This window comes from Pseudomonas sp. B28(2017) (assembly GCF_002113025.1).
In the GTDB taxonomy this organism is placed as follows: Bacteria; Pseudomonadota; Gammaproteobacteria; order Pseudomonadales; family Pseudomonadaceae; genus Aquipseudomonas.
On record NZ_NEJH01000010.1, the window covers coordinates 116,986 to 141,262 of the forward strand.

Consider the following 24,277-nt stretch of genomic DNA (forward strand, 5'->3'; position numbering starts at 1 on the left):
ACCTCGCTCCCACAGTAGTTTTCAGCGCCTATCAAAACTGTATTCGCCCCAAAGCACCAACGGACTACCAATGAAGCGCTCCCCCCTCGCCCTGGTGCTGACCCTGCTGCCGGCCGGCCATCTGCTGGCCGACACCTTCGAACGCGACCAGGCCCTGAAACTGCCCGACGTGCTGATCAGTGCCAACCGTCAGGTCGAAGCACGCAACGACAGCAGCGCCGCCAATACCGTATTCACCCGCGAAGACATTGATCGCCTGCAGCCCGATAGCGTCACGGATCTGTTGCGTCGGGTGCCGGGCGTGCAAGTCTCGCAGACCGGCGGGCGCGGCAGTCTTCCGGGGGTCTACATCCGCGGCACCCAGTCGGCCCAGAGCCTGGTGTTGGTGGACGGACAGCGCATCGGCAGTTCGACCTCCGGCGACAGCAACCTGCAACACATCAACATCGAGCAGGTCGAGCGCGTGGAAGTGCTGCGCGGCTCCCGATCGGTGATTTATGGCAGCGATGCGATTGGTGGGGTGGTCCAGATCTTCACCCGCCGTGGCGGCGAGCAGGGCCTGCAGCCTCGACTGCATACGGGTTTTGGCAGCAACCAGACGTGGGAGCGTAGCGTTGGCCTGTCCGGCGGTGATGAGCGAACCCGCTTCAACCTCGGCGCCAGCCTCGACGAAACCGCCGGGATCAATCGCACTCACGAGTCATACCCCAGCGACGGCGACCATGACGAATACCGCAACAAGTCGCTCAGCCTGAACTTGAGCCACGTGCTCAGCGATGACATCGAGATCGGCGCCAACGTGCTGGATAACCGTGGCAAGAGCGAGTTCGACAACCCGTTCGGTCGTTACGATGACCAGACGAAACAGTCTTACCAGCAACAGCCCTTCAGCGACTTCGATGTGAGCAGCGTCAGCAGCTATGTCGATGCACGGATCAACGACCTCTGGAAAACCCGCGTAGATGTCGGCCACAGTGAAAACCGCGAGAAGACCCTCGACAAGCTCAGCGATGAACGCACGGTGTTCAACACGTATCGCAACTCGGTGACCTGGCAGAACGACCTTACGATCAACGAGCACAACAGCCTGCTGCTTGGCGGCGATTGGTATGAAGACCGGATCAACAGCAGCACGGCATACGACGAAGACAGCCGCTGGAACCGCGCCGCGTTTATCCAGCATCGCTTTGAGGCGGACAGTTTCTCCACGGAGTTGGGCCTGCGTCACGACGATAACCAGCAGTTCGGCAGCCAGAATACCTGGAGCGGCACCTTCACTCTGCCGCTGAACCCGGACAACGAAGTGCTGCTGACCTACAGCGAAGGCTTCCGCGCACCGACGTTCAACGATCTGTACTACCCCGATTTCAGCAACCCGGACCTGAAGCCTGAAACCTCGAAAAGCTATGAGCTGCAGTGGCGCAGCCAATTGACCGAGAGCAGTCGCCTGGAGACATCGCTGTATCGCACCGACCTTGAAGACGCGATCATCTTCGGCAGCAACTCGCGCCCCGAGAACGTTGCCTCGGCGCGAATCAACGGCTTCGAAGCAGCGCTGAAGCAGGAGCTGTTCGACTGGCAGAGCAATCTCGGCGTGGCGATCATCGACCCGCGCGACCGCGACACAGGCCACACCCTGGCTCGTCGCGCACGGCGCACTTTGAGCTGGGACCTGGACCGGCAGTTCGAACGCCTGGGCCTCGGTGCCAGTTGGCAAGCGGTCAGCAGCAGCTATGACGACCTGAACAATCAACAACCGCTCGGCGGCTATGCCTTGTTGGGACTGCGCAGCAGTTGGGAACTCAATCGTGCAATCAGGCTGGAGCTGAAGGTCGACAACCTGCTGGACAAGGGTTACAGCCGGGTGCTGTACAGCTACCAGGGTAGCCAGTACGGGTATCGCGAGGAAGGCCGGGCGTTGATGTTCGGGGTGACGTGGACGCCGGAGCTCTGATCCGAAATTTGTGGTGCTTGGGTGGACCTCTTCGCGAGCAAGCTCGCTCCCACAGGCTCAGTGTGATCTTTGTGGGAGCGAGCCTGCTCGCGATGCGGGCGGCGCGGTCTTAGCGGTCGGGCGCGATCATCTGACACAGTTTTGCGGTTGCCTCGATCATCTGCCCGCTCGGCCGCTCCAACCCCTTGTCCGTCACCAGGCGCAATTGTCCGTTCGCCACCGCCTTCACCTGTGACCAGGCTTTCCACGCATCAAGCTGCGCCTGTTCGCCGGCCAGAATCACCTCGGGATTACGCTGCAACACAGCTTCCACACTGACTTGCGGTGCCGGCAATTTCAGGTCGGCAAACACGTTTTTGGCACCGCAGACCTCCAGCGCATCACTGATGATCTGCTCGCCGCCAACCGTATACAGCGGCCGATCCCAGACCTGATAGAACACGCGTAACGGCTTATCTCGGCGATAACGCTGACGCAGTTCACCCAGTCGTCGGCGCAAATCGCTGGCCAATGAAATTCCCCGCTCAGGCCGGCCGAGCTGAGCGGCAATAGCCTCGATCTGCGCGGTAAGCTGATCCAGGCTGTGTGGTTCGGCGACGTAGGTAGGAATATTCAGGCGCTTGAGCTGGTCGCGCTGGGCCGGGCCGACACTACCGGGCCATAGCAGCAACAGATCGGGGTTCAGGCTGAGCAAGCGCTCCACGTCCAGCTGGCCATAGCGGCCAACGGAGGGCAGGTTCTTGAGTTCGGCAGGTCGTTCACCGGCGTCCAGCACACCGACCAGGAGGTCGGCAGAACCCAGTTCCACGACGATTTCAGAGAGCGACGGTGCCAGGCTGACAACCCGCTCGAGCGCCATGGCCGAGCTACTTGCGGCCAGCAGCAAAACCGCCAGCCAGACCGCGCGCATCAACCGAGTTGACGCGGAATACGGTAGAGGTAGAACAGCACCGCGGTCGACAGCGCCAGCAGCATCAGCGGTACCGCTTCAAGACCGACGAACACCGCCAGGGCAGCAATCCAGGCCGGCAGGCCGGCGGCGAGGAATGCCGTGCGCCGCTTGGCCGCCAGACTGATCCAGGCGCCAGGTTCTTCAGGGGTATCAAGAGCTTTCTGAGTGGCGATCAGCGCGTGTTTGTAGGCGCCGAAAAACTTCAGGCTGACAAACATCGAGGCGACTCCGGCGATGAACAACGGCATCGCCAGCACCGGCAGGATGGCTTCGCTCTGGCCGAACACCGCGTTGATCACCAACAGCGGCAACAAGGCCAGTGCCAGGTACTTCCACCAGCTGACGGACAGTCGCCGACGAACCTGACCGCGGGTCACGCCCGGTCTACCTCGCCCTGATGCTCGTTACCCATCATGTGGTCGAGCTTGCTGGCCTTGGTCGCCAGGTAGAGTCGGTTATGCGGGTTGTGGCCGGTGTGCAGCGGCACGCGCTCGGCGACCACGATCCCCATGTCGGTCAAGGCTTTGACCTTACGCGGGTTGTTGGTCATCAGGCGCAGGGACTTCACGCCCAGGTGCTCCAGCATCGGCAGGCACATGGCATAGTCACGCTGGTCGGCGGCAAAGCCCAGACGCTCGTTGGCTTCAACGGTATCGGCGCCACCGTCCTGCAGCTCATAGGCACGGATCTTGTTCAGCAGGCCAATGCCGCGGCCTTCCTGACGCAAGTACAGCAACACGCCACGACCTTCACGGGCAATCGCCTGCAAGGCAGCTTCCAGTTGCGAGCCGCAGTCGCAACGCTGGCTGAACAAAGCATCGCCCGTCAGGCATTCGGAGTGCAACCGGCCGAGTACCGGGGCACCGTCGGCGAAATCACCCAGGCTCAGCACAACGTGCTCGCGGCCGGAGGCTTCATCGAGAAAGCCGTGCATGGTGAATTGCGCAAAAGGCGTTGGCAGCTTGGAAGCGGCGACAAAAACGACAGGCACCGGTGTGCTCCTGATCTAAAAGTCTGAAGATTCGCAGAGCCGGCATTGTAACAGCAGGTTCCGGGCGACGCTTAGGCTGAATTATCGGCGATAACTATCAAAAAGTTTGATATCAGGGGCTCCGTGTCAGCCCTTCATTTCGAATCAAACGGATAAGGCTGTTTCCAGCGCTCGAAGATCGGTTTCAGCTCGCCGCTTTTCACCAGTTGCTCCATGCGCTGGTCGAACAGGGCCATTAACGTGCGCGCCTTCGGAGTCTTGGCGAAACACAGGTACAGCGGCAACTCTGCGATATGGGTACGCCGCAGCTGGGACGGATCCTTGGCCCGACTGATGACATCATCGACTTCAGTCAGGGCATCGATATAGAAGTCAGCACGATTGTGGGTCAGCATCGACACGATGCCGGTACGCCGCATCACCTCGTCGAAGTGGCGCACATTGGGCAAGTAATGCTGGTAATCGTAGCCACGGACCCAGGCCAGACGATAATTTCCCAGGGTTTCCGGGGTGGGTACCGGACCGCTGGCCAGGCCCAAAGCATAGATGTGATCGGTGTCGAAATTCCAGCGCGGATAGAGCAGTTCGTCTGGCCCGTCGCGATAGGATCCGACACAGGCGTCCACTTCCCCGCGCTGGGCCAGGCCCATGGAACGCATGTAAGGCTCGGTACGGATGTCCAGCTTGACGCCCGCAGGCTCAAAGACCTGCCGCAGCACGTCCCAGCCCAGCCCATGACCATCGGCGGCGGTGTAGTTTTCCCATTCTTCGCTGGCCAGGTGAATCACCGATGGCGTAGTCGCGGCCTCCCCCGCCTGGGCGAGCGAGCAAAACAAGGCGAACACCAGCACCATCAACCCGCGTCGAGCCATCCTTAGTTCTCTCAGTTAAAGCACTCCCACTTAACGCCTCATGACCTATAAGTCAGGCGAAAATCCACACCAGTCCCTGCATCGCCAACCAGGCGAACACCCCGGCCAGGACATCATCGAGCATGATGCCAACGCCGCCATGTACATGCCGGTCAATCCAGCGAATCGGCCACGGCTTGAGTATGTCGAAGAAGCGGAACATCAAGAAGCCCGCCAGCAACCACTGCCAACCTTCCGGCACCAGCCACAGGGTGATCCACATCCCGACCATTTCGTCCCAGACGATGCCTTCGTGGTCATGCACCCGCAAATCGTCGGCCACTTTGCCGCACAGCCAGAAGCCGAACAACATGGTGATGCCCAGCATCAGCCAGTAACCCCAGTCGGGCAGCATCTGCCACAACGGGATAAAGGGCAGCGCAACCAATGAGCCCCAAGTGCCGGGCGCCTTTGGCAAGGTGCCCGAGCCAAAGCCGAACGCCAGGAAATGCCATGGATTACGCCAGACCGACGGCGGTACGTTTGCCGCCGGGACCTGTTTGGGGTGATCTGTCACGGTGACTCCCGAAAATGTTGATAACCCCGGGTTTGCGGGGTGATGTCTTTGCCGTCGGCATCCAGCAGCATCACGCCCTGCCCCGTCACCACCTGCCCGATCACATGAATCGGCCAGCCGTCGGCCAGCAACAGCGGTAACTCGACGGACGGCAAGGTGAAGACCAGGACGTAATCGTCGCCGCCGCTCAGGGCCGCAACCTGTGCGTCCGATTGACCGAGAAAATCGACCAGGCTCTGCGACAGAGGCAAACGATCCCGCTCGACTTCGATACCGACCTTCGAGGCCAGCGCGATATGCCCGCAATCAGCGAGCAGACCATCGGAGATATCCATTGCCGAAGTGGCCTTGCCACGCAACGCCTGACCCAAGCCGAGCTGCGGTTGCGGCGACCAGTAATGCGCCAGCAACGGCTCGGCAATGCTCGCTTCGGCCGTGCGCTGGCCGAGCACCAGTGGCAAGGCACCAGCGGCATTGCCCAGGTCGCCGCCCACACACAACAGGTCGCCCGGTTGCGCACCGCTGCGGGTCAGCGCCAGACCGGCAGGCACGCGTCCGAACACGGTCATGGTCAGGCTCAGCGGCCCACGGGTCGTGTCACCACCCACCAGCGCCACGCCACAGCTTTGTGCCATCTGGTTCAAACCACGGGCATAGGCTTGCAGCCAATCGGCGGTCACCGTCGGCAAGGTCAGGGCAAGGGTAAAGGCAACGGGGGTGGCGCCCATGGCAGCCAGGTCGCTGACGGCCACAGCCAGCGAGCGCTGACCGAGTAGAAACGGATCGCACGGGTCGGCGAAATGCACGCCGGCCACGAGGGTGTCGGTAGAAATCGCCAACTGCTCCCCGGGAGGAACAGCCAGCAAGGCGCAGTCATCGCCAATCCCGAGGGCAACACCTTCGCCGCCCTGCGCACAAGGCGCGGCGGCAAAGAAATTGCGGATCAGCTCAAACTCGCCCATGGCTTCGTGTCGACATTACAAGCGCCGATCAGCGCTTGAACGCCTTCACTTCAGCTTCACGCAGACGCGGGGCCAGCTTGTCGAGCACACCGTTGACGAACTTGTGGCCGTCGGTGGAACCGAAGACTTTGGCCAGTTCGATACCTTCGTTGATCACAACGCGGTAGGGCACGTCGACGCGCTTGAGCAGTTCCCAGGTGGACAGGCGCAGAACCGCCAGTTCAACCGGGTCGAGCTCTTCGATGGTCAAGTCCAGGCAAGGCTTGAGGGCGGTGTCGATTTCGGTCTTGAACTGCGGAACCCCGTGCAGGATTTCGCGGAAGTACGCGCCGTCGACATCGGTGAAATCGTTATCGACCCGGAACTGCGCTTCGATCTCGTTCAGCGATTGCTTGGCCATGTGCCATTGGTACAGCGCCTGAGTCGCGAGCTGACGGGCTTCGCGGCGCTTGGCGCTTTTCGATGGCTTGCCAGCATCCGCAGGCTTTGGATCGCGCGGGTTGAAACGATCGCTATCGTCGCTAATCACTTGGCCTCCAACTGCGCCAGCAGGCTGACCATTTCCAGAGCGGACAGGGCAGCTTCAGCACCTTTGTTGCCGGCCTTGGTGCCGGAACGCTCGATGGCTTGCTCGATGGAGTCAACGGTCAGCACGCCGAATGCAACCGGTACGCCAAACTCCATGGACACCTGGGCCAGGCCCTTGGTGCACTCGCCAGCCACGTATTCGAAGTGCGGAGTGCCGCCACGAATGACTGCGCCCAGGGCGATGATTGCCGCAAACTCGCCCTTTTGAGCGACTTTCTGCGCAACCAGCGGGATTTCGAAGGCGCCAGGTGCGCGGATGATGGTGATGTCGCTTTCGCTTACGCCGTGGCGAACCAGGGCATCAACTGCACCGCTGACCAGGCTTTCAACGACGAAGCTGTTGAAACGGCCCACTACCAGAGCGTAGCGGCCTTTAGGGGCGATGAAGGTACCTTCGATGGTCTTCAGGGTCATTCGTTAGATCTCTTAAAGAGCCGGGACGCGTTTCGTACGCGCCCCTCGGTGATTTATTTGCCGCGAATTCAAGTCCGGAAACGACCGGGCATTATTCGGAGGGCACGTATTCTACAACTTCCAGATCGAAACCGGATATCGCATTAAATTTCATCGGTGCTGACATCAGGCGCATTTTACGCACGCCCAGGTCCCGGAGAATCTGCGAACCGGCACCCACGGTGCTGTAGGTGGTCGGCTTTTTCACCGCCAGGTGGTCAGCGGTTTCGCGGATGTGCGCCAGCAACACGTCGCCATCGAGCGGGTGACCGAGCAACAGCACTACGCCGCTGCCGGCCTCGGCAACCGTGGCCATGGCGGCGCGCAGGCTCCAGCGGCCCGGTTGCTTGACCATCAGCAGGTCACGCAGCGGGTCCATATTGTGCACGCGAACCAGGGTCGGTTCTTCGGCACACACGTTGCCCAGGGTCAGTGCCATGTGCACGTCGCCTTCCACCGAATCACGATAGGTCACCAGGTTGAATTGGCCCAGTTCGCTGTCCAGTGGCTGCTCGGCAATCCGCTGAACGGTACGTTCGTGGATCATCCGGTAGTGAATCAGGTCGGCGATGGTGCCGATCTTGATGTCGTGTTCGGCTGCAAAAGCTTCCAGCTCGGCGCGACGGGACATGGTGCCGTCATCATTCATCACTTCGCAGATCACGCCGCTCGGCTCGAAACCGGCCATGCGCGCCAGGTCGCATGCCGCTTCAGTATGGCCGGCGCGAGCCAGGGTGCCGCCAGCCTGGGCCATCAGCGGGAAAATGTGGCCCGGGCTGACGATGTCTTCAGCCTTGGCGTCGCGGGCGGCAGCCGCTTGCACGGTACGTGCGCGGTCGGCGGCGGAGATGCCGGTGGTCACACCGGTAGCCGCTTCGATGGAGACGGTGAACTTGGTACCGAAACCGGAACCGTTGCGCGGCGCCATCAACGGCAGCTTGAGCAGTTCGCAACGCTCACGGCTCATCGGCATGCAGATCAGGCCACGGGCGTGCTTGGCCATGAAGTTGATGTGCTCGGGCTTGCAGCACTCGGCGGCCATGATCAGGTCGCCTTCGTTCTCGCGGTCTTCGTCATCCATGAGGATGACCATCTTGCCTTGGCGGATGTCTTCAACCAGTTCTTCGATGCTATTGAGCGCCACAAGGCACCCCCTTGAGTCAGGATTTGAGGTAGCCGTTGGCGGCCAGAAAGCTTTCAGTGATGTTGCTGGAAGTTGGCTCTGCGGCCTTGTCGCCCAGCAACAGGCGCTCCAAGTAGCGAGCCAGCAAGTCCACTTCCAGGTTCACCCGGCGACCCGGCTGGTACGACGCCATGATGGTTTCGCTCAGGGTATGCGGAATGATGGTCAGCAGGAACTCGGCGCCATCGACTGCGTTCACGGTGAGGCTGGTGCCGTCGACAGTGATCGAGCCTTTATGGGCGATGTACTTGGCCAGGTCCTTCGGTGCGCGAATGCGGAATTCCACGGCCCGCGCATTCTCTGTACGGGCAACCACTTCGCCCACGCCATCGACGTGACCGCTGACCAGGTGCCCGCCGAGGCGAGTGGTCGGGGTCAGGGCTTTTTCCAGATTCACCGGACTGCCGCTTTTCAGGTCGTTCATGGCGGTGCAGTCGAGGGTTTCGCGGCTGACGTCTGCCGCAAAGCCGTTGCCGGGCAACTCGACAGCAGTCAGGCACACGCCGTTGACCGCGATACTGTCGCCCAGTTTGACGTCGCTCAGGTCGAGCTTGCCGGTTTCGACATGTACCCGCACATCACCGCCCTTTGGGGTCAATGCACGAATACTGCCGATGGATTCGATGATGCCGGTAAACATGAGGTTCTCCTCGAGAACAAAGCCAAAGCTTGCGCGATGGCCGGAAATTATACGCTCACCGCTGGCGATGGAATGGCGATGACTCGCCAGTCATCGCCAACTGCACGAATTTCGATGATCTTCAGCTCGGGTGCATCCTTCATTTGCGCAATCGGCCAATCCAGTAGCGGCCGCGCCGAAGATCCCAAAAACTTGCCGGCGATGAAAATCTGGAATTCGTCCACCAGCCCGAGCTGGGCAAACGCACCCGCCAGACGCGGACCGGCCTCGACCAACACTTCATTGACCCCACGGGCAGCGAGCTCAACCAGCAGCTGACGCAGATCGACCTGGCCGTCATAGCCGGGCACGATCAGGCACTCAGGGCCGTTGGCGTACTGTTCTTCCACCGCGACGCAGGTGGCGACCAGGGCCGGACCCGCCTTGAAGAACGGTGAATCCAGCGGCACCCGCAAACGTCCGTCGACCAGCACGCGCAGCGGCGGGCGGCTCATGGCCTGGGCCGTTTGCTCGGCATCCAGTCCCAACTCATCGGCCCGCACGGTCAACCGCGCGTTGTCCGTCAGCACCGTGTCGGCGCCAGTCAGCACTACACTGGCCTGGGCGCGCAGACGTTGCACCGCCGAACGTGCGGCTGCACCTGTGATCCACTGGCTTTCGCCACTTTCCATCGCCGTGCGACCGTCCAGGCTCATGGCCAACTTGACCCGCACGAACGGCAAGCCGTGTTCCATGCGCTTCAGGAAACCCTGATTGAGCTGGCGTGCCTCGCCTTCCAGCACGCCACTTTCAGTGGCGATGCCTGCCTGAGCCAGGCGTTGCAGACCGCGACCGGCGACTTCCGGGTTCGGGTCCTGCATCGCCGCGACCACGCGGGCCACTCCGGCATTCACCAGCGCATCGGCACAGGGCGGCGTGCGGCCATGGTGGCTGCACGGCTCAAGCGTCACATAGGCGGTAGCACCACGAGCCTGCTCACCAGCCGCGCGCAAGGCGTGGACTTCAGCGTGAGGCTCGCCGGCGCGAACATGCCAGCCTTCGCCGACAATCTGCCCACCCTGCACGATCACGCAACCAACCCGCGGATTGGGGTGCGTCGTGTAGTGCCCCTTGCGCGCCAGTTCCAGCGCTCGGGCCATGAAATGAGCATCGAGGATGGCAAGTTCTGCGGGCGTGGTCATTCTTTCACCGGTTCACGGGCCAGGCGGTCGATCTCTTCGCGGAACTCGTTGAGGTCCTGGAAGCGCCGATACACCGAAGCGAAGCGGATGTAGGCGACTTCGTCGAGCTTCTGCAGCTCGGCCATCACCAGTTCGCCGACCACGAGGGATTTGACCTCGCGTTCGCCGGTGGCTCGCAGTTTGTGTTTGATGTGCGCCAGCGACGATTCGAGGCGCTCGACACTCACCGGGCGCTTCTCCAGCGCGCGCTGCATGCCGGCGCGGAGTTTTTCTTCGTCGAACGGCTGGCGACTGCCGTCGGTTTTGATCAGGCGCGGCAACACCAGTTCAGCCGTCTCGAACGTCGTGAAACGCTCGCCGCAGGCCAGGCATTCACGCCGGCGGCGCACCTGTTCGCCCTCGGCGACCAGACGCGAGTCGATGACCTTGGTGTCGTTGGCACCGCAGAAGGGACAGTGCATGGTGGCAGGCAACAAAAAAAGGGAGGGCCATGGTAGCGCATCCCTGTGGCAAGACAAGCCATAGGGTTTGCGGTATACAGACGCAATGATCACTAGATCCATGGAATTCAGCTTTATGGAGCCACCGATGTCATTACGTCCGCTCATTTTACTCAGTATTTTCAGCCTGCTGGTGGCTTGCGGCAGCGATGCGCCCAAGCCCCAGCCGCCAACGCCAGGCCCGGCGCCGCAACAGGCGCAGAAGAAGGCCAGGGAGGCGGCTGAGCTCGGCCCCTTGCCCGCCTATCAGCGTGAACTGAGCGGCACCCTGCAAGGCGTGCCGGCAGGTGCCGAAGTCGAACTGGCATTGCTGGTGATCGACGAAAAAGACCGCCCGCAACAATTGCTCGCCAGCTCCAGCCTGATCGGCAACAACCAGGTGTTGCCGTTTCACCTGCGTTTCAACCCGGATGCCTTTCCGGTCGGTGCCCGTGTGGAACTGCGAGGCCGCGCCAGTCAGTCCGGCCAGTTGATCCTGCACCTGCCGTCACAGCTGATTACCCAGCCGACCACCCAGTCCCTGGGCCAACTGCAATTCGTCAAAGCCCCATGAGTGCACCGCTCGACCTGCAACGGGCCTTGGCTGAACTGCTCGGCGACGCACAACTGGTGGCCTGCCCGTTGCCGGAAACCGATTTGAAACTGTGGCTGATCGACGGCGACAACATGGACCGCGCCTTCAGCCCGGAAGAAACCCGGCGCATCCTGCATGAGCCACCATACTGGAGTTTCTGCTGGGCCAGCGGCCTGGCCGTGGCCCGCTATCTGGCCGAAAACCCGCATTGGGTCGAAGGCAAGCGGGTGCTGGATTTCGGTGCCGGTTCCGGGGTGGCGGGGATTGCCGCTGCCAAGGCCGGCGCCCTGGAAGTGCTGGCCTGCGACCTCGACCCGCTGGCGATTGCCGCGTGCCAGGCCAATGCCGAGCTCAACGACGTACAGCTCAATTACTCGACGGACTTTTTCGCCGAGGCTGATCGCTTCGACCTGATTCTGGTGGCGGACGTGCTGTACGACCGGGCGAACCTGCCGTTGCTCGACCAGTTCCTCAGTCGCGGCCGGGAGGCGCTGGTGGCGGACTCCCGAGTACGGGATTTTCGTCATCCGTTGTACCGGCGCATCGAAGTGCTCGAAGCCATGACCCTGCCGGATCTGGCCGAGCCCCACGAGTTTCGGCATGTGAGCCTCTATCACGCCGCCCGCGCCTGACCTTATAGTTGCTCCATTCACGCTTTTACGAGATTGCCCATGAGTCAGGAAACGCCGTACATCTTCGACGCCACGACTGCCGATTTCGACCAGTCGGTGATCGAGAACTCCTTCCACAAGCCGGTGCTGGTGGATTTCTGGGCCGAATGGTGCGCGCCCTGCAAAGTGCTGATGCCGATGTTGCAGAGCATTGCCGAGAGCTATCAGGGTGAGCTGCTGCTGGCCAAGGTCAACTGTGACATCGAGCAAGACATCGTCGCTCGCTTCGGCATCCGCAGCCTGCCCACCGTGGTGCTGTTCAAGGACGGCCAGCCTGTCGACGGCTTTGCCGGCGCCCAGCCGGAATCCGCCGTGCGCGCCCTGCTCGAACCCCATGTGCAGATGCCGCCACCGGCCGCCGCCGATCCGTTCGAACAGGCCCAGGCACTGTTCGATGACAGCCGCTTTGCCGATGCCGAAGCCCTGCTCAAAGTGCTGCTGGGTGAAGACAACACCAATGCCAAGGCGTTGATCCTGTACGCCCGCTGTCTGACCGAGCGCGGTGAACTGGGCGAAGCGCAAGCCGTACTGGATGCCGTCAAGAGCGACGAACACAAGGCCGCACTGGCCGGCGCCAAGGCACAGATCAAGTTTCTCGGCTTGGCCAGGGACTTGCCGGATGCCGCTGACCTGAAGGCCCGGCTGGCGAAAAATCCCCAGGACGATGAAGCGGTCTATCAACTGGCCATCCAGCAACTGGCCCGTCAGCAGTACGACGCTGCACTGGATGCGTTACTCAAGCTGTTCATCCGCAACCGCAGCTACAGCGAAGGCTTGCCGCACAAGACCTTGCTGCAGGTGTTCGAGTTGCTGGGCAATGACCACCCGCTGGTCAGCACGTACCGCCGCAAGTTGTTTGCTGCGCTGTACTAAGCCGCCCCTGTAGGAGCGAGCTTGCTCGCGAAAAACCTGAGAACACCGAGGTGAATCAGGTTTCCCGGGGTATCGTTGACGCCCATCGTCGGAACGCCGCCCGGAGCAAGCTCGCTCCTACAACAGCCAGCGGTAAATCGGTGTATCGGTGCCGCTTTCCACCTTCACATCCGGACTGTGGCGCAACCGCACCAACAGGCGCTTGCCCGCCGCCGCGCTGCCGGTCAGGCCTTCGAGTTGATCGAGCAGATCCGGCCCGCTGAGCTGCCCGGCCTTGCGCAACAAATCCCGGGCGATCTGCCACAGCGCATCATCCTGATTCAGCGGTTTCGCCGCTGGCGCGCTGACTGCGGATTTTTCCACCTGCAACTGCGCCCCGAGTCGCGCCCAGTCCGCGTCGTCCATCTCCAGGGTCAAATCCACCGGCCAGTCGCCGATGCTTCCGCGAATTCGCAACATAGGTCTGCTCCCGCACATTTCTTCCCCGCATGCTCCCATGGGACTTGTGCAACGCCAAGCGGACAGTCAAACTCCTCACACTTACGTTATAAGATTACATAACATATTTTTCATTTTACTTTTCGGAGACTCGCCATGCGTCGTCTGCTTCTCGCTCTGCCGTTTGCCATGCTGCCATTGGCTGTCGCCCATGCCGCCGACGAACACGATCATGAGCATGGCAGCCTGGGCGCCCACGAACATGGCGTGGGACGCCTGAACGCGGCGCTGGACGGGCAGACCCTGGAACTGGAGCTGGAAAGCCCGGCCATGAACCTGGTGGGTTTCGAGCACGTGCCCACCAGCGATGCAGACAAAGCCAAAGTCGCCGCCGCCCGCGCTCGACTGGAGCAACCGCTGGCCCTGTTCAACCTGCCAAAAGCCGCTGGTTGCGTGGTGGAAAACCAGGAACTGGAAAGCCCGTTGTTCGGCGACAAACCCGATGCCGATGATGATCACGATGAAGACGCCAAGGACGAAAACGGCCACGAACATCACCATGATCACAGCGAAATCCAAGCTCGCTATCAGTTCACTTGCACCACACCGGCGGCACTGAAGTCGCTGGACCTGGCGAATATTTTCACCAGCTTCCCGGCCACCCGGAAAATTCAGGTACAACTGATCGGCCCGAACGGGCAGCAAGGGGTTGAAGTGACGGACAAGGCTGCTGCCCTCAAATTCTAAATTCACCTTGCTCCTACAGGGTTCACCTATCAATTGACCGGTTTCACATGACCCAAGCACTCATCGAACTGTCCGACCTGGGCTTCAGTTGGCCCGGTCACCCGCCACTGCTGGACATCCCGGCGTTTCGCCTGGAGCGCGGAGAAACCCTATTCCTCAAAGGCCCCAGCGGCAGCGGCAAGACCACCCTGCTCGGCTTGCTCGGCGGCGTGCAAAAGCCTGATCGCGGCAGTATCCGCCTGCTCGGCCAGGAGCTGACGCAACTCTCGGCCGGTGCCCGCGACCACTTCCGCGTCGATCACACCGGCTACATCTTTCAGCAGTTCAACCTGCTGCCGTTTCTGTCAGTGCGTGAAAACGTCGAACTGCCCTGCCACTTCTCGAAACTGCGCGCCGAACGGGCGAAACAACGCCACGGCAGCGTCGACAAAGCGGCCGCGACGCTGCTCGCCCACCTGGGTTTGAAGGATGAAAACATCCTCGGGCGCCGCGCCGATTCGTTGTCCATCGGCCAGCAGCAACGGGTCGCCGCCGCCCGCGCGCTGATCGGTCAACCGGAACTGGTGATTGCCGACGAGCCGACCTCGGCCCTCGATTACGACGCCCGCGAGAACTTCATTCGCCTGTTGTTCGCCGAATGCCGCGAAGCCGGGGCGAGCCTGTTGTTCGTCAGCCACGACCAGAGCCTTGCGCCGTTGTTCGATCACAACCTGTCGCTGGCCGAACTCAATCGCGCCGCCACCCCGTCAGAGGTCTGAGATGTATTTGTTTCGTCTAGCCATGGCCAGCCTGGCTAACCGCCGCTTCACCGCGACCCTCACGGCGTTCGCCATCGCCCTGTCGGTGTGCCTGCTGCTGGCGGTGGAGCGCGTGCGCACCGAAGCCAAGGCCAGTTTCGCCAGCACCATCAGCGGCACCGATCTGATCGTTGGCGCCCGCTCAGGCTCAGTGAACCTGTTGCTGTATTCGGTGTTCCGCATCGGCAACGCCACCAACAACATCCGCTGGGACAGCTTCGAGCACTTCGCCAACAACCCGAAAGTGAAATGGGCCATCCCGATGTCCCTCGGCGACTCTCATCGCGGCTACCGGGTGATGGGCACCACCGAAGCCTACTTCGAGCATTACCAGTACGGACGCCAGCAACACCTGGAGCTGGCCGATGGCCGGGCCTTCGCCACCGACCCGTTCGAAGTGGTGCTCGGTGCCGAAGTGGCCGAGGCACTGCATTACAAACTCGGCGATAAACTGGTGCTGGCCCACGGTGTGGCGGCGATCAGCCTGGTCAAGCACGACGACAAGCCGTTCACCGTGGTCGGCATTCTCAAGCGCACCGGCACCCCGGTGGACCGCACGCTGCACATCAGCCTTGGCGGCATGGAAGCGATTCACATCGACTGGCACAACGGCGTACCTGCCCGGGGCGAGGGTCGCATCACGGCCGATCAGGCGCGCAATATGGACCTCACGCCGCAAGCGATCACTGCGTTCATGCTCGGTCTTAACAACAAGATTGCGACCTTCACCCTGCAACGGGAAATCAACGAGTTCCGCGGTGAGCCAATGCTGGCGATCCTGCCGGGCGTGGCGTTGCAAGAGCTGTGGAGCCTGATGGGTACCGCGGAAAAAGCCTTGTTCGTGGTCTCGCTGTTTGTGGTGCTGACCGGATTGATCGGCATGCTGACGGCCATTCTCACCAGCCTCAACGAACGCCGCCGGGAAATGGCGATCCTGCGTTCGGTGGGTGCGCGACCGTGGCATATCGCGACGCTGCTGGTGCTCGAAGCCTTTGCCCTGGCGCTGTCAGGTGTGATCGCCGGTGTGGCGTTGTTGTATGTGTGCATCGCGGCGGCCCAGGGTTATGTGCAAGCCAACTACGGCCTGTTCCTGCCGCTGTCCTGGCCAAGCGAGTATGAATGGACGCTGCTCGGTGGCATCCTCATCGCCGCGCTGCTGATGGGCAGCGTGCCGGCCTGGCGCGCCTATCGCCAATCCCTGGCCGATGGCCTGTCGATCCGTTTATGAGGACGTTGAAAATGCCCCGCGCTGTACTTGCGCTGTTGATGCTGGTCGCTCTGCCCTTGTGGGCGGCCCAGCCGCGAGACTTGACCTGGTCGGAGATGATTCCGCCGGATGCGCCGAAAGAAGTGCCGAACATGACGCCGCTGCACGACCTGTCGCAGATGAGCAATGCCCTGTCGGCCGAGTCGGCACCGGCCGCCAAACAGGACCTGCCCAACGCACCGGTGGTCAAGGCCCTCGATGGCCAGAACATTCGCTTGCCGGGCTACATCGTGCCGCTGGAAGTAAGCGAGGAAGGACGTACCACGGAGTTCCTGCTGGTGCCGTATTTCGGCGCCTGCATCCACGTACCGCCACCACCGTCGAACCAGATCGTGCACGTCAAAAGCGAAGTCGGTGTGAAACTCGACGAGCTGTATCAGCCGTACTGGATCGAAGGCGCATTGCAGGTCAAGGCATCCACCAGTGAGCTGGCGGATGCTGGATATCAAATGGAAGCGGACAAGATTTATCTGTATGAACTGCCGGAGTGAAGCCGGTGGTTTTGTGCTGTCGATCAATCCCTCTTCGCGAGCAGGCTCGCTCCCACACTAGAAAGCGTACGCCTGTGGGAGTGAGCCTGCTCGCGAAGGGGCCATCGACAATCACCACAAAAACAACTGCCACCCCGCATTCATTGAGCTGCATCAAAAGACCGAATAGTTAGCCGGCTTACCATTGGACATCAAAATTTTTAACGTCCTCTGGAGCCCCCATGAACAAATCCATGCTCAGCGCCTCGCTGCTTGCCCTCGCGCTCGCGGCCCCGCTCGCCCACGCCCACGAGGCCGGCGACATCATCCTTCGGGCAGGCGCCATCACCGTCAACCCTAAGGCCGACAGCTCCAGCGTGAAGGTCGATCAGGGGCCGCTGGCCGGCACCGACCTGGGCGGCAAGGCGACCATGGACAGCGACACGCAGCTGGGCCTGAACTTCGCCTACATGATCACCAACAACTGGGGGATCGAACTGCTCGCGGCCACCCCGTTCGAGCATGACGTGCAACTCAAAGGCACCGCCCTGCCTGCCGCCAACGGCAAACTCGGCTCCCTCAAACACCTGCCGCCGACCCTGAGCGTGGTCTACTACCCGCTGGATTCGAAGTCGGCCTTCCAGCCGTACGTCGGCGCCGGCATCAACTACACCTGGATCTACGACGAAAGCCTGAGCAGTGAAGCCAAGTCCGCCGGCTTCAGCAACTTCAAGGCAGAGAACACCTGGGGTCTGGCCTGGCAGGTGGGCGCCGACTACATGCTGACTGACCATGTCATGCTCAACGCTCAGGTGCGCTACATCGACATCGATACCCGTGCCACCGTCGAAAACAACTCGATTGCCCCGGGCACTCGCGCCAAGGTCAACGTCGATGTCGATCCGTTTGTGTACATGGTTGGCCTGGGCTACAAGTTCTAAAGAACGTTCACGTGGTGGTGAATGAGGCTTGGTGGCGAGCAGACTTGAAGCTGACGGCGACTGCTGTGCAGTCGAACGGGGGAAGCCCCCCTCGCCACAGGAAATCTATCCGCATCAAGGTGAATTCCGGCCGTGAAAAAGGCGCCTGTAAAAAGGCGCCTTTTTCATGTCCGCATGGAAGCGATCTATCGCCCCAGCAACCGCGCCAGTCCCACATGCATCGGTGTCTGCTCCGAGGTCGTGAAGCGCTCCAACAGACGCCGGTTGTTCGCCCGGGAGTGACGAATGTCACCGGAGCGCGCCGGGCCGTAGCTCACCGGTGGCAGCTTGCCGACCACGGCTTCGAGCGCTTCGAGCATTTGCTTGAGGGTCGTTGCCTGGTTCCAGCCAACGTTGACCGCACCGACTTCGACCCGAGGCTTCTCGATGGCCTGCACCAGCAAGTCGACCAAGTCTTCGACGTAGACAAAATCCCGGGTTTGCTCACCATCACCGAACACGGTGATCGGCAGGCCCTTTTGCGCGCGCTCGCTGAAAATGCTGATCACCCCGGAGTACGGCGAGGACGGATCCTGGCGCGGGCCGAAGATGTTGAAGAAGCGGAAAATCACCGGTTCCAGCGCATGTTGGCGGCGGTAGAAATCGAAGTAGTGCTCACTGGCCAGTTTGTCCGCCGCATAGGGCGTCAGCGGCGACTTAGGCGTGTCTTCGTCGATCGACTCGCCTTCGCCATTGTTGCCGTACACCGCCGCGCTGGAGGCAAACAGCACGCGCTTGACCCCGGTCTGGCGCATGGCTTCGCAGACGCTCAGCGTACCGATGAAGTTGCTCTGGTGCGTGCGCACCGGATCGTCCACCGAGGCCTGCACCGAGGCCACGGCCGCCAGATGCGCCACGGCGCTGCAACCGGCCATCGCCTGGGCAACCAAAGCCGCATCGGCCACGTCGCCGACGATCAGTTCGACCTTGGGGTTGTCCAGCGGCAGATTGCTGCGCTTGCCGCTGGACAGGTCATCGAGAATCCGCACCGCATGGCCCTTGGCGAGCAGGGCGTCAGTCAGGTGCGAACCAATGAAACCGGCACCACCGGTGATCAAAACGGGACCGTCAGCCATGGCGATAGAACCTGTCCAGTAGAACGGGAAGCGCCGCACGCCAGGCGCGCGGCTTGATCCCGAAGGTGTGCAGAATTTTCTTGCAGGCCAGTACCGCGTGTTGCGGTTCTTCGGCAGCATCCGGACGCGCGGCGTGGGCCTGGGCGGTCGGGGCTTCGATGGCCAGCGGATGCAGGCTGCGGGCTTCGGTCAGAATCGCCTGCCCCAGCGCCAGCGGCGTGGTCGCCTCATGCCCGGCGTAGTGGTAGGTGCCCCACAGCGGCGCAGCGCAATCGAGTTGCTTGAGGACTGAAATGATCACGCGGGCAGCATCGTCGACCGGCGTCGGATTGCCGCGCCGATCGTCGGCCATCAGCAGTTCTTCGGGTTGTTCGGCACGGGCGAGGAAGCGGCCAAGGGTGCCGTCCGGGCTGTCGTCCAGCAGCCAGCCGAAACGCAGCAGTACGTGTTGCGGGCAGGTGGCGCGAACGCTTTGTTCGATCCGCCACAATGCCTGGCCCCGCAGGCCCAGTGGCACGGGTTCGTCTTTTTCGCTGTAGGCCGTGGCGCGGGAGCCGTCGAACACGCGATAGCTGGAAGGTTGCAGCAGAACGATGTTGTGGTGCTGGCACAATTCCGCCAGACGCTCGATCGCACGCTCCTGACCGGCCAGGCGCTGTTCGCTCACCACCTCTGCCTGAAACCAGTCGAAGTAGTAGGCAAGGTTGATCAATGCATCGGGACGAGTGTCGTCGAGCAGTTGTGTCAGGCTCGCGGCATCCCAGCCGTCTTGCGGCGGGCGGGGGGCGAGGAAACCGATGTCTTCCTCTGCACCGAGGCGAATCAGCGCCTGCCCAAGGGCATTTCCGCCGCCCAGTAACATAAGGCGCATTCGCATAGAGTCAGCAGGCCCAGTCTGATTGAAACAATGGCTTTATCGACAGCGCGCCCAGGCGATGTCGTTGGTAATTGCCGGAATCGTTGCATTTTGCGGGTTTAGTGCGCAACCGTCATCCGTAAAGTGTAGATGTCCGGGATTTGCGGTGTTGCCACCGGCCCTATCGCGAGCAGGCTCGCTCCCACATTAGTCCGGTGTACACAATTCCATTGTGGGAGCGAGCCTGCTCGCGAAGAGGCCCTTAAGGCCAGCAAAGGTCTTGAGTGGTACTTGCATCTTTCACCCTCACCCGCATAACTTGCTGCATGAACCTGCCCATCCCCGCAGACAGTGCCCTGAGCGGCTTTCACCCCGCCGTCAGCGCCTGGTTCAGCCACACGTTCGCAGCGGTCACCGCCGCCCAGGCCCGGGCGTGGCCGTTGATCCGCCAGCAGCGCTCGACCCTGATCGCCGCGCCCACTGGCTCCGGCAAGACCCTCACTGCCTTTCTCGCCGTCATCGACGACCTGGTGCACCGCGGCCTGGAAAGCCCCGAAGGCTTGCCCGACGCCACCCTGGTGGTCTACGTCTCGCCGCTCAAGGCGCTGTCCAACGACATCCAGATCAACCTGCAAAACCCGCTGGCCGGCATTACCGAGCAATTGCGCCTGATGGGCCTGCCCGAATTGCAGATCACCACGGCCGTACGCACCGGCGACACACCCCAAAAAGATCGTTCGGCGATGCGCAAGACGGCGCCGCACATTCTGGTGACCACGCCAGAATCCCTGTACGTGTTGCTCGGCTCCGATTCCGGTCGGCAGATGCTCGGCACGACACAAACGGTGATCATCGACGAAATCCACGCCATGGCTGCCAACAAACGCGGCAGCCATCTGACACTGAGCCTTGAACGCCTGCAGGCATTGTGCGCACAACCACTTCTGCGTATCGGTCTGTCGGCCACGCAAAAACCGATCGAAGCCGTCTCGCGCTTCCTCGTCGGTCACGACCGTCCGTGCGAGATCGTCGACATCGGCCATGCCCGACCCCGCGACCTGGACATCGAAGTGCCGCCCGTGCCGCTATCGGCAGTGATGGCCAACGATGTCTGGGAACTGGTCTACGACCGCCTCGCCGCCCTCGCCCGGGAACACCGGACCACGCTGGTTTTCGTCAACACCCGGCGCCTGGCCGAACGCCTGAGCCGTCACCTGAGCGAACGCCTGGGCAAGGACGCCGTGGCCGCCCACCACGGCAGCCTGGCGAAGGAGTTTCGCCTGGACGCCGAGCAGCGACTCAAGCGTGGCGACCTGCAAGTGCTGATCGCCACGGCGTCGCTGGAACTGGGGATCGATATCGGCGACGTCGACCTGGTGTGCCAGATCGCCTCGCCACGTTCGATTGCCGGGTTTCTGCAACGGGTCGGCCGCTCCGGGCACCAGGTCGGCGGTACGCCCAAGGGCCGTTTGTTTGCCACCACCCGCGACGACCTGATCGAGTGCGCCGCGCTGCTCGACTGCGTGCGCCGGGGCGAACTCGATACCTTATTGATCCCGCAAGCGCCGCTGGATGTGCTGGCACAACAGATCATCGCCGAGGTCAGTTGCCAGGAGTGGCCGGAACAAACGCTGCTGGAGATGCTGCGCCGCGCCTCGCCCTACGCCGGACTCGACGACAAACACTACCAGGCGCTGCTGCACATGCTCGCCGAGGGCTACAACGGGCGTCAGGGCATCCGTAGCGCGTACCTGCACCGCGACGCCGTGAGCCGCACCCTGCGCGGTCGCCGGGGCGCAAAACTGACGGCGGTGACCAGTGGCGGGACCATTCCGGACAACGCCGACTACAGCGTATTGCTGGAGCCTCAAGGGCTGAACATCGGCACCATCAACGAAGACTTCGCGGTGGAAAGCATCGCCGGGGATGTCTTCCAGTTGGGCAATACGTCCTATCGGATCCTGCGCGTGGAAACCGGCAAGGTGCGGGTCGAGGATGCCCAGGGCCAGCCACCGACCATTCCGTTCTGGCTTGGGGAAGCGCCGGGACGCAGTGCCGAATTGTCCTCGGCGGTGGCACGCTTGCAGGCTCAGCTCGACGACCTGCTGGGTGCCGCGCCTGGCAACTTGCAGCCAGCACTCGACTGGCTGACCGATACCCTGGGCCTGAACCTCGCCAGCGCCGAGCAACTGGTGGACTACCTGGCCCGTGCGCGGCAAACGCTGGGCGCCCTGCCATCACAAGACACCTTGCTGATGGAGCGTTTTTTCGACGAGTCCGGCGGTACCCAACTGGTCATTCACACGCCGTTCGGCAGTCGCATCAACCGCGCCTGGGGGCTGGCCCTGCGCAAGCGTTTCTGTCGCACCTTCAACTTCGAATTGCAGGCCGCCGCCAGCGAAGACGCCATCGTGCTGTCGCTGTCCACCAGTCACAGTTTTGAACTGGACGATGTCTGGCGCTACCTGCACAGCAACAGCGCCGAGCACCTGCTGATTCAAGCCGTGCTCGACGCGCCGCTGTTCGGCGTGCGCTGGCGCTGGAATGCCGGGGTGGCCCTGGCGCTGCCGCGCTACAGCGGCGGGCGCAAAGTCCCGCCGCAGATCCAGCGGATGAAAAGCGAAGACCTGATCGCCAGTGTCTTTCCCGATCAGATCGCCTGCGTGGAAAACCTCGCCGGCGAACGGGAGATTCCCGATCATCCGCTGGTAGAGCAAACCCTCGACGACTGCCTGCACGATGCCATGGACAGTGAAGGCTGGCTGGCCATGTTGCGGCGCATGGAGCGCGGCGACATTCGCCTGATCAGCCGCGACTTGCCGGCACCCTCGCCGCTGGCGGCGGAGATTCTCAGTGCCCGGCCCTATACCTTTCTCGACGATGCGCCGCTGGAGGAGCGCCGCACCCAAGCGGTGCTCAATCGCCGCTGGAGCGACCCGCAAACCACCGACGACCTCGGCGCGCTGGACGCCGAAGCGATTGCCGCCGTGCGCGATGAAGCCTGGCCGGCGCCCTCCGGTGTCGATGAAATGCACGAGGCCTTGATGAGCCTGGCGTGCATCAGCGATGCCGAGGCCAGCGCCAATCCGCAATGGCTCGACTGGCTCGATACCCTGGCCGACAGCGGACGCGCGAGCCGTATGCGGATCAACGCCGGGCAATCACTGTGGCTGGCGCTGGAGCGCCTGACCTGCCTGCGAGCGATTTATCCACAGGCCGAATTGACGCCCCCACTGCTGGCGCTGCCGGACTTCGATGAAGCCTGGGCACCCGAGGAAGCCGTACTCGAACTGATCCGCGCGCGGCTCAGCGCCTTCGGGCCGCTCCCACTCAATTCCATTGCCGAGCCACTCGGTTTGCCCGTCGCGCAGGTCAATCAAGCCTTGGCGCAACTGGAGCGCGAGGGCTACGTGCTGCGCGGCCGTTTCACCCCGGGCACCGCTCAGGAAGAATGGTGCGAGCGGCATTTGCTGGCGCGGATTCACCGCTATACGGTCAAGCGCCTGCGTCGGGAAATCGAACCGGTGGCGTTGCAGGATTTCATGCGATTCCTGTTCGACTGGCAGCATGTGTCGAGCGCAAGCCAAGGCCAGGGCGTGGCGGTATTGCCAACCGTCGTCGCGCAATTCGAAGGCTACCCCGCCGCCGCTTCAGCCTGGGACAGCGACATCCTGCCGGCACGAATCAAGGACTACTCGGCGTCCTGGCTGGATGAGTTGTGCCGCAGCGGCAGGCTGGTGTGGACGCGCCTGACTGCGCACAACAAAAGCGCCAGCACCGCGCTGCGCAGCACGCCGATCGTGTTACTGCCGCGCAACCGGGTCGGCCTCTGGAGCGGCTTGGCCGAACAGGCGCCGGTCAGCGAACTGTCGCCGAAAACGCAAAAGGTCCACGCCGCCCTCAGCCAGCACGGCGCGCTGTTTTTCGATGAGCTGGTCCATGAGGCCCATCTGTTGCGTTCGGAACTGGAAATCGCCCTGCAGGAACTGGTGGGCGCCGGGCTGGTAAACGCTGACAGCTTCGCCGGGTTGCGCGCACTGATCACTCCGGCCAGCAAGCGCCAGCCACGCAACAGTCGGCGTGGGCGCGGAGCATTCATCGGTGGCATGGACGACGCCGGGCGCTGGGCCCTGTTGCGACGTACGCCTGCCGCGCCGGTGGTGGAAAACCAGCGTCCCGCGCCCGCACCGGCCGGAACGCTGGAACACATCGCCATGACCTTGCTGCGCCGCTACGGCGTGGTGTTCTGGCGCTTGCTGGAACGAGAGGCGGACTGGCTACCGAGCTGGCGCGAACTGCTGCGTACGTTCCATCGCCTGGAGGCACGCGGCGAGATTCGTGGCGGACGCTTTGTCAGCGGCCTGGCGGGTGAACAGTTCGCCTTGCCCGAGGCGATTCCTTTGTTGCGGGAGGTGCGGCGTCGGCCTCATGACGGCAGCCTGGTCGCGGTGTGCGGGGTCGATCCGCTGAACCTCGCCGGCACGCTGTTGCCAGGTGCGAAGGTGCCGGCAGTGGCGAGCAATCGGCTGGTGTATCGCGACGGGTTGCCGGTCGCGACCGAGATTGCCGGCAAGCAGCAGATCTGGGTGGAGCTGGATCAACAGGCGGGCGCCCAAGTGCGCAGCAAACTGATCCGGCACTGAGGTTGTCTGCTCGCGAAGAGGCCATCACAGCCTCCGAAGATTTCCTTGACGAC

At 62.4% G+C, this 24,277-nt stretch carries 25 protein-coding genes; 10 read left to right on the plus strand and 15 right to left on the minus strand.

Features of this window, described 5'->3' with window-relative positions:
- Positions 1-70: 70 nt before the first annotated feature.
- Entirely contained in the window at positions 71-1,954 is a 1,884-nt protein-coding gene (locus CAF65_RS22065; protein WP_085718193.1) for a TonB-dependent receptor domain-containing protein, read from the plus strand.
- Positions 1,955-2,063: 109 nt separating this feature from the next.
- Here CAF65_RS22065 and CAF65_RS22070 read toward each other — a convergent pair whose 3' ends face one another.
- The 12 genes from CAF65_RS22070 to nrdR form a co-directional block, all read right to left on the minus strand.
- On the minus strand, positions 2,064-2,864 hold the full coding sequence (locus tag CAF65_RS22070) for a cobalamin-binding protein (protein ID WP_085718194.1): 801 nt from the start codon (positions 2,862-2,864) through the stop codon (positions 2,064-2,066).
- Positions 2,864-3,283: an MFS transporter gene (locus CAF65_RS22075; protein ID WP_085718195.1), complete on the minus strand. Its 420-nt coding sequence runs from the start codon at positions 3,281-3,283 to the stop codon at positions 2,864-2,866. Before CAF65_RS22075 ends, CAF65_RS22070 begins: the two co-directional genes overlap by 1 nt.
- Positions 3,280-3,897, minus strand: coding sequence for a GTP cyclohydrolase II (gene ribA / locus CAF65_RS22080; RefSeq protein ID WP_008018152.1), 618 nt, complete (start codon positions 3,895-3,897; stop codon positions 3,280-3,282). Before ribA ends, CAF65_RS22075 begins: the two co-directional genes overlap by 4 nt.
- Positions 3,898-4,031: 134 nt before the next feature.
- A complete protein-coding gene (locus tag CAF65_RS22085; RefSeq protein WP_085718196.1) occupies positions 4,032-4,769 on the minus strand; it encodes an ABC transporter substrate-binding protein in 738 nt (245 codons plus the stop codon).
- A gap of 52 nt (positions 4,770-4,821) precedes the next feature.
- A complete protein-coding gene (locus tag CAF65_RS22090; RefSeq protein WP_085718197.1) occupies positions 4,822-5,325 on the minus strand; it encodes a phosphatidylglycerophosphatase A in 504 nt (167 codons plus the stop codon).
- The gene (thiL, locus tag CAF65_RS22095) at positions 5,322-6,287 is read right to left on the minus strand and encodes a thiamine-phosphate kinase (protein ID WP_085718198.1); all 966 of its coding nucleotides are present in this window, start codon (positions 6,285-6,287) and stop codon (positions 5,322-5,324) included. Before thiL ends, CAF65_RS22090 begins: the two co-directional genes overlap by 4 nt.
- A 28-nt stretch (positions 6,288-6,315) precedes the next feature.
- A complete protein-coding gene (nusB, locus tag CAF65_RS22100) occupies positions 6,316-6,816 on the minus strand; it encodes a transcription antitermination factor NusB (RefSeq protein ID WP_007933632.1) in 501 nt (166 codons plus the stop codon).
- On the minus strand, positions 6,813-7,289 hold the full coding sequence (gene ribE / locus CAF65_RS22105) for a 6,7-dimethyl-8-ribityllumazine synthase (RefSeq protein WP_003228649.1): 477 nt from the start codon (positions 7,287-7,289) through the stop codon (positions 6,813-6,815). The genes nusB and ribE overlap by 4 nt, the downstream gene beginning before the upstream one ends.
- A 91-nt stretch (positions 7,290-7,380) precedes the next feature.
- Positions 7,381-8,472, minus strand: a complete 1,092-nt coding sequence (gene ribBA, locus CAF65_RS22110; protein ID WP_085718199.1) for a bifunctional 3,4-dihydroxy-2-butanone-4-phosphate synthase/GTP cyclohydrolase II — start codon at positions 8,470-8,472, stop codon at positions 7,381-7,383.
- Positions 8,473-8,488: 16 nt separating this feature from the next.
- Entirely contained in the window at positions 8,489-9,151 is a 663-nt protein-coding gene (locus CAF65_RS22115; RefSeq protein ID WP_007906836.1) for a riboflavin synthase, read from the minus strand.
- Positions 9,152-9,198: 47 nt separating this feature from the next.
- Positions 9,199-10,332 carry a bifunctional diaminohydroxyphosphoribosylaminopyrimidine deaminase/5-amino-6-(5-phosphoribosylamino)uracil reductase RibD gene (ribD, locus tag CAF65_RS22120; protein ID WP_085718200.1) on the minus strand — a complete coding sequence of 378 codons (1,134 nt, stop codon included), beginning with the start codon at positions 10,330-10,332 and terminating at the stop codon, positions 9,199-9,201.
- On the minus strand, positions 10,329-10,793 hold the full coding sequence (nrdR, locus tag CAF65_RS22125) for a transcriptional regulator NrdR (RefSeq protein WP_178076733.1): 465 nt from the start codon (positions 10,791-10,793) through the stop codon (positions 10,329-10,331). Before nrdR ends, ribD begins: the two co-directional genes overlap by 4 nt.
- A gap of 127 nt (positions 10,794-10,920) precedes the next feature.
- On the opposite strand from nrdR, the gene CAF65_RS22130 reads away from it, so the two are divergent.
- From CAF65_RS22130 to trxA, 3 genes are read left to right on the plus strand one after another with little or no spacing between them, the layout of a single operon-like run.
- Entirely contained in the window at positions 10,921-11,385 is a 465-nt protein-coding gene (locus CAF65_RS22130; RefSeq protein WP_085718201.1) for a YbaY family lipoprotein, read from the plus strand.
- Positions 11,382-12,038: a methyltransferase gene (locus tag CAF65_RS22135; protein ID WP_085718202.1), complete on the plus strand. Its 657-nt coding sequence runs from the start codon at positions 11,382-11,384 to the stop codon at positions 12,036-12,038. Before CAF65_RS22130 ends, CAF65_RS22135 begins: the two co-directional genes overlap by 4 nt.
- A gap of 39 nt (positions 12,039-12,077) precedes the next feature.
- Positions 12,078-12,950 carry a thioredoxin gene (gene trxA, locus CAF65_RS22140; protein ID WP_085718203.1) on the plus strand — a complete coding sequence of 291 codons (873 nt, stop codon included), beginning with the start codon at positions 12,078-12,080 and terminating at the stop codon, positions 12,948-12,950.
- 117 nt (positions 12,951-13,067) lie between these two features.
- On the opposite strand, the gene CAF65_RS22145 is transcribed toward trxA, so the two are convergent.
- A complete protein-coding gene (locus tag CAF65_RS22145; protein WP_085718204.1) occupies positions 13,068-13,409 on the minus strand; it encodes a hypothetical protein in 342 nt (113 codons plus the stop codon).
- Between the two features lie 135 nt (positions 13,410-13,544).
- On the opposite strand from CAF65_RS22145, the gene CAF65_RS22150 reads away from it, so the two are divergent.
- The 5 genes from CAF65_RS22150 (at position 13,545) to CAF65_RS22170 (ending at position 17,610) form a co-directional block, all read left to right on the plus strand.
- Entirely contained in the window at positions 13,545-14,135 is a 591-nt protein-coding gene (locus CAF65_RS22150) for a DUF2796 domain-containing protein (RefSeq protein WP_085718205.1), read from the plus strand.
- Positions 14,136-14,182: 47 nt separating this feature from the next.
- Positions 14,183-14,893 carry an ABC transporter ATP-binding protein gene (locus tag CAF65_RS22155; RefSeq protein WP_008018167.1) on the plus strand — a complete coding sequence of 237 codons (711 nt, stop codon included), beginning with the start codon at positions 14,183-14,185 and terminating at the stop codon, positions 14,891-14,893.
- A gap of 1 nt (position 14,894) precedes the next feature.
- Positions 14,895-16,160, plus strand: a complete 1,266-nt coding sequence (locus CAF65_RS22160) for an ABC transporter permease (protein ID WP_085718206.1) — start codon at positions 14,895-14,897, stop codon at positions 16,158-16,160.
- An 11-nt stretch (positions 16,161-16,171) separates the two neighbouring features.
- Positions 16,172-16,690: a DUF3299 domain-containing protein gene (locus tag CAF65_RS22165; RefSeq protein ID WP_085718207.1), complete on the plus strand. Its 519-nt coding sequence runs from the start codon at positions 16,172-16,174 to the stop codon at positions 16,688-16,690.
- A gap of 221 nt (positions 16,691-16,911) precedes the next feature.
- Entirely contained in the window at positions 16,912-17,610 is a 699-nt protein-coding gene (locus CAF65_RS22170) for an OmpW family protein (RefSeq protein WP_085718208.1), read from the plus strand.
- A gap of 185 nt (positions 17,611-17,795) precedes the next feature.
- On the opposite strand, the gene CAF65_RS22175 is transcribed toward CAF65_RS22170, so the two are convergent.
- Complete coding sequence (locus tag CAF65_RS22175) at positions 17,796-18,725, minus strand: NAD-dependent epimerase/dehydratase family protein (RefSeq protein WP_085718209.1); 930 nt, start codon at positions 18,723-18,725, stop codon at positions 17,796-17,798.
- Positions 18,718-19,602 (minus strand): sugar nucleotide-binding protein, encoded by an 885-nt coding sequence (locus CAF65_RS22180; protein WP_085718210.1) that lies wholly within the window; start codon positions 19,600-19,602, stop codon positions 18,718-18,720. The genes CAF65_RS22175 and CAF65_RS22180 overlap by 8 nt, the downstream gene beginning before the upstream one ends.
- Before the next feature lie 305 nt (positions 19,603-19,907).
- Here CAF65_RS22180 and CAF65_RS22185 point away from each other — a divergent pair, with 305 nt between their 5' ends.
- Positions 19,908-24,224, plus strand: a complete 4,317-nt coding sequence (locus CAF65_RS22185; protein ID WP_085718211.1) for a DNA glycosylase AlkZ-like family protein — start codon at positions 19,908-19,910, stop codon at positions 24,222-24,224.
- Positions 24,225-24,277 lie beyond the last annotated feature (53 nt).

Coding starts and splice junctions, on each gene's coding strand:
- CAF65_RS22115 (WP_007906836.1), bottom strand. CDS start 9,151: ATGTTTACCGGCATCATCGAATCCATCGGCAGTATTCGTGCATTGACC.
- CAF65_RS22160 (WP_085718206.1), top strand. CDS start 14,895: ATGTATTTGTTTCGTCTAGCCATGGCCAGCCTGGCTAACCGCCGCTTC.
- CAF65_RS22065 (WP_085718193.1), top strand. CDS start 71: ATGAAGCGCTCCCCCCTCGCCCTGGTGCTGACCCTGCTGCCGGCCGGC.
- trxA (WP_085718203.1), top strand. CDS start 12,078: ATGAGTCAGGAAACGCCGTACATCTTCGACGCCACGACTGCCGATTTC.
- CAF65_RS22130 (WP_085718201.1), top strand. CDS start 10,921: ATGTCATTACGTCCGCTCATTTTACTCAGTATTTTCAGCCTGCTGGTG.
- nrdR (WP_178076733.1), bottom strand. CDS start 10,793: ATGCACTGTCCCTTCTGCGGTGCCAACGACACCAAGGTCATCGACTCG.
- thiL (WP_085718198.1), bottom strand. CDS start 6,287: ATGGGCGAGTTTGAGCTGATCCGCAATTTCTTTGCCGCCGCGCCTTGT.
- CAF65_RS22135 (WP_085718202.1), top strand. CDS start 11,382: ATGAGTGCACCGCTCGACCTGCAACGGGCCTTGGCTGAACTGCTCGGC.
- ribE (WP_003228649.1), bottom strand. CDS start 7,289: ATGACCCTGAAGACCATCGAAGGTACCTTCATCGCCCCTAAAGGCCGC.
- CAF65_RS22145 (WP_085718204.1), bottom strand. CDS start 13,409: ATGTTGCGAATTCGCGGAAGCATCGGCGACTGGCCGGTGGATTTGACC.
- CAF65_RS22155 (WP_008018167.1), top strand. CDS start 14,183: ATGACCCAAGCACTCATCGAACTGTCCGACCTGGGCTTCAGTTGGCCC.
- CAF65_RS22180 (WP_085718210.1), bottom strand. CDS start 19,602: ATGCGAATGCGCCTTATGTTACTGGGCGGCGGAAATGCCCTTGGGCAG.
- CAF65_RS22175 (WP_085718209.1), bottom strand. CDS start 18,725: ATGGCTGACGGTCCCGTTTTGATCACCGGTGGTGCCGGTTTCATTGGT.
- CAF65_RS22170 (WP_085718208.1), top strand. CDS start 16,912: ATGAACAAATCCATGCTCAGCGCCTCGCTGCTTGCCCTCGCGCTCGCG.
- CAF65_RS22185 (WP_085718211.1), top strand. CDS start 19,908: ATGAACCTGCCCATCCCCGCAGACAGTGCCCTGAGCGGCTTTCACCCC.
- CAF65_RS22150 (WP_085718205.1), top strand. CDS start 13,545: ATGCGTCGTCTGCTTCTCGCTCTGCCGTTTGCCATGCTGCCATTGGCT.
- CAF65_RS22070 (WP_085718194.1), bottom strand. CDS start 2,864: ATGCGCGCGGTCTGGCTGGCGGTTTTGCTGCTGGCCGCAAGTAGCTCG.
- CAF65_RS22085 (WP_085718196.1), bottom strand. CDS start 4,769: ATGGCTCGACGCGGGTTGATGGTGCTGGTGTTCGCCTTGTTTTGCTCG.
- ribD (WP_085718200.1), bottom strand. CDS start 10,332: ATGACCACGCCCGCAGAACTTGCCATCCTCGATGCTCATTTCATGGCC.
- CAF65_RS22165 (WP_085718207.1), top strand. CDS start 16,172: ATGCCCCGCGCTGTACTTGCGCTGTTGATGCTGGTCGCTCTGCCCTTG.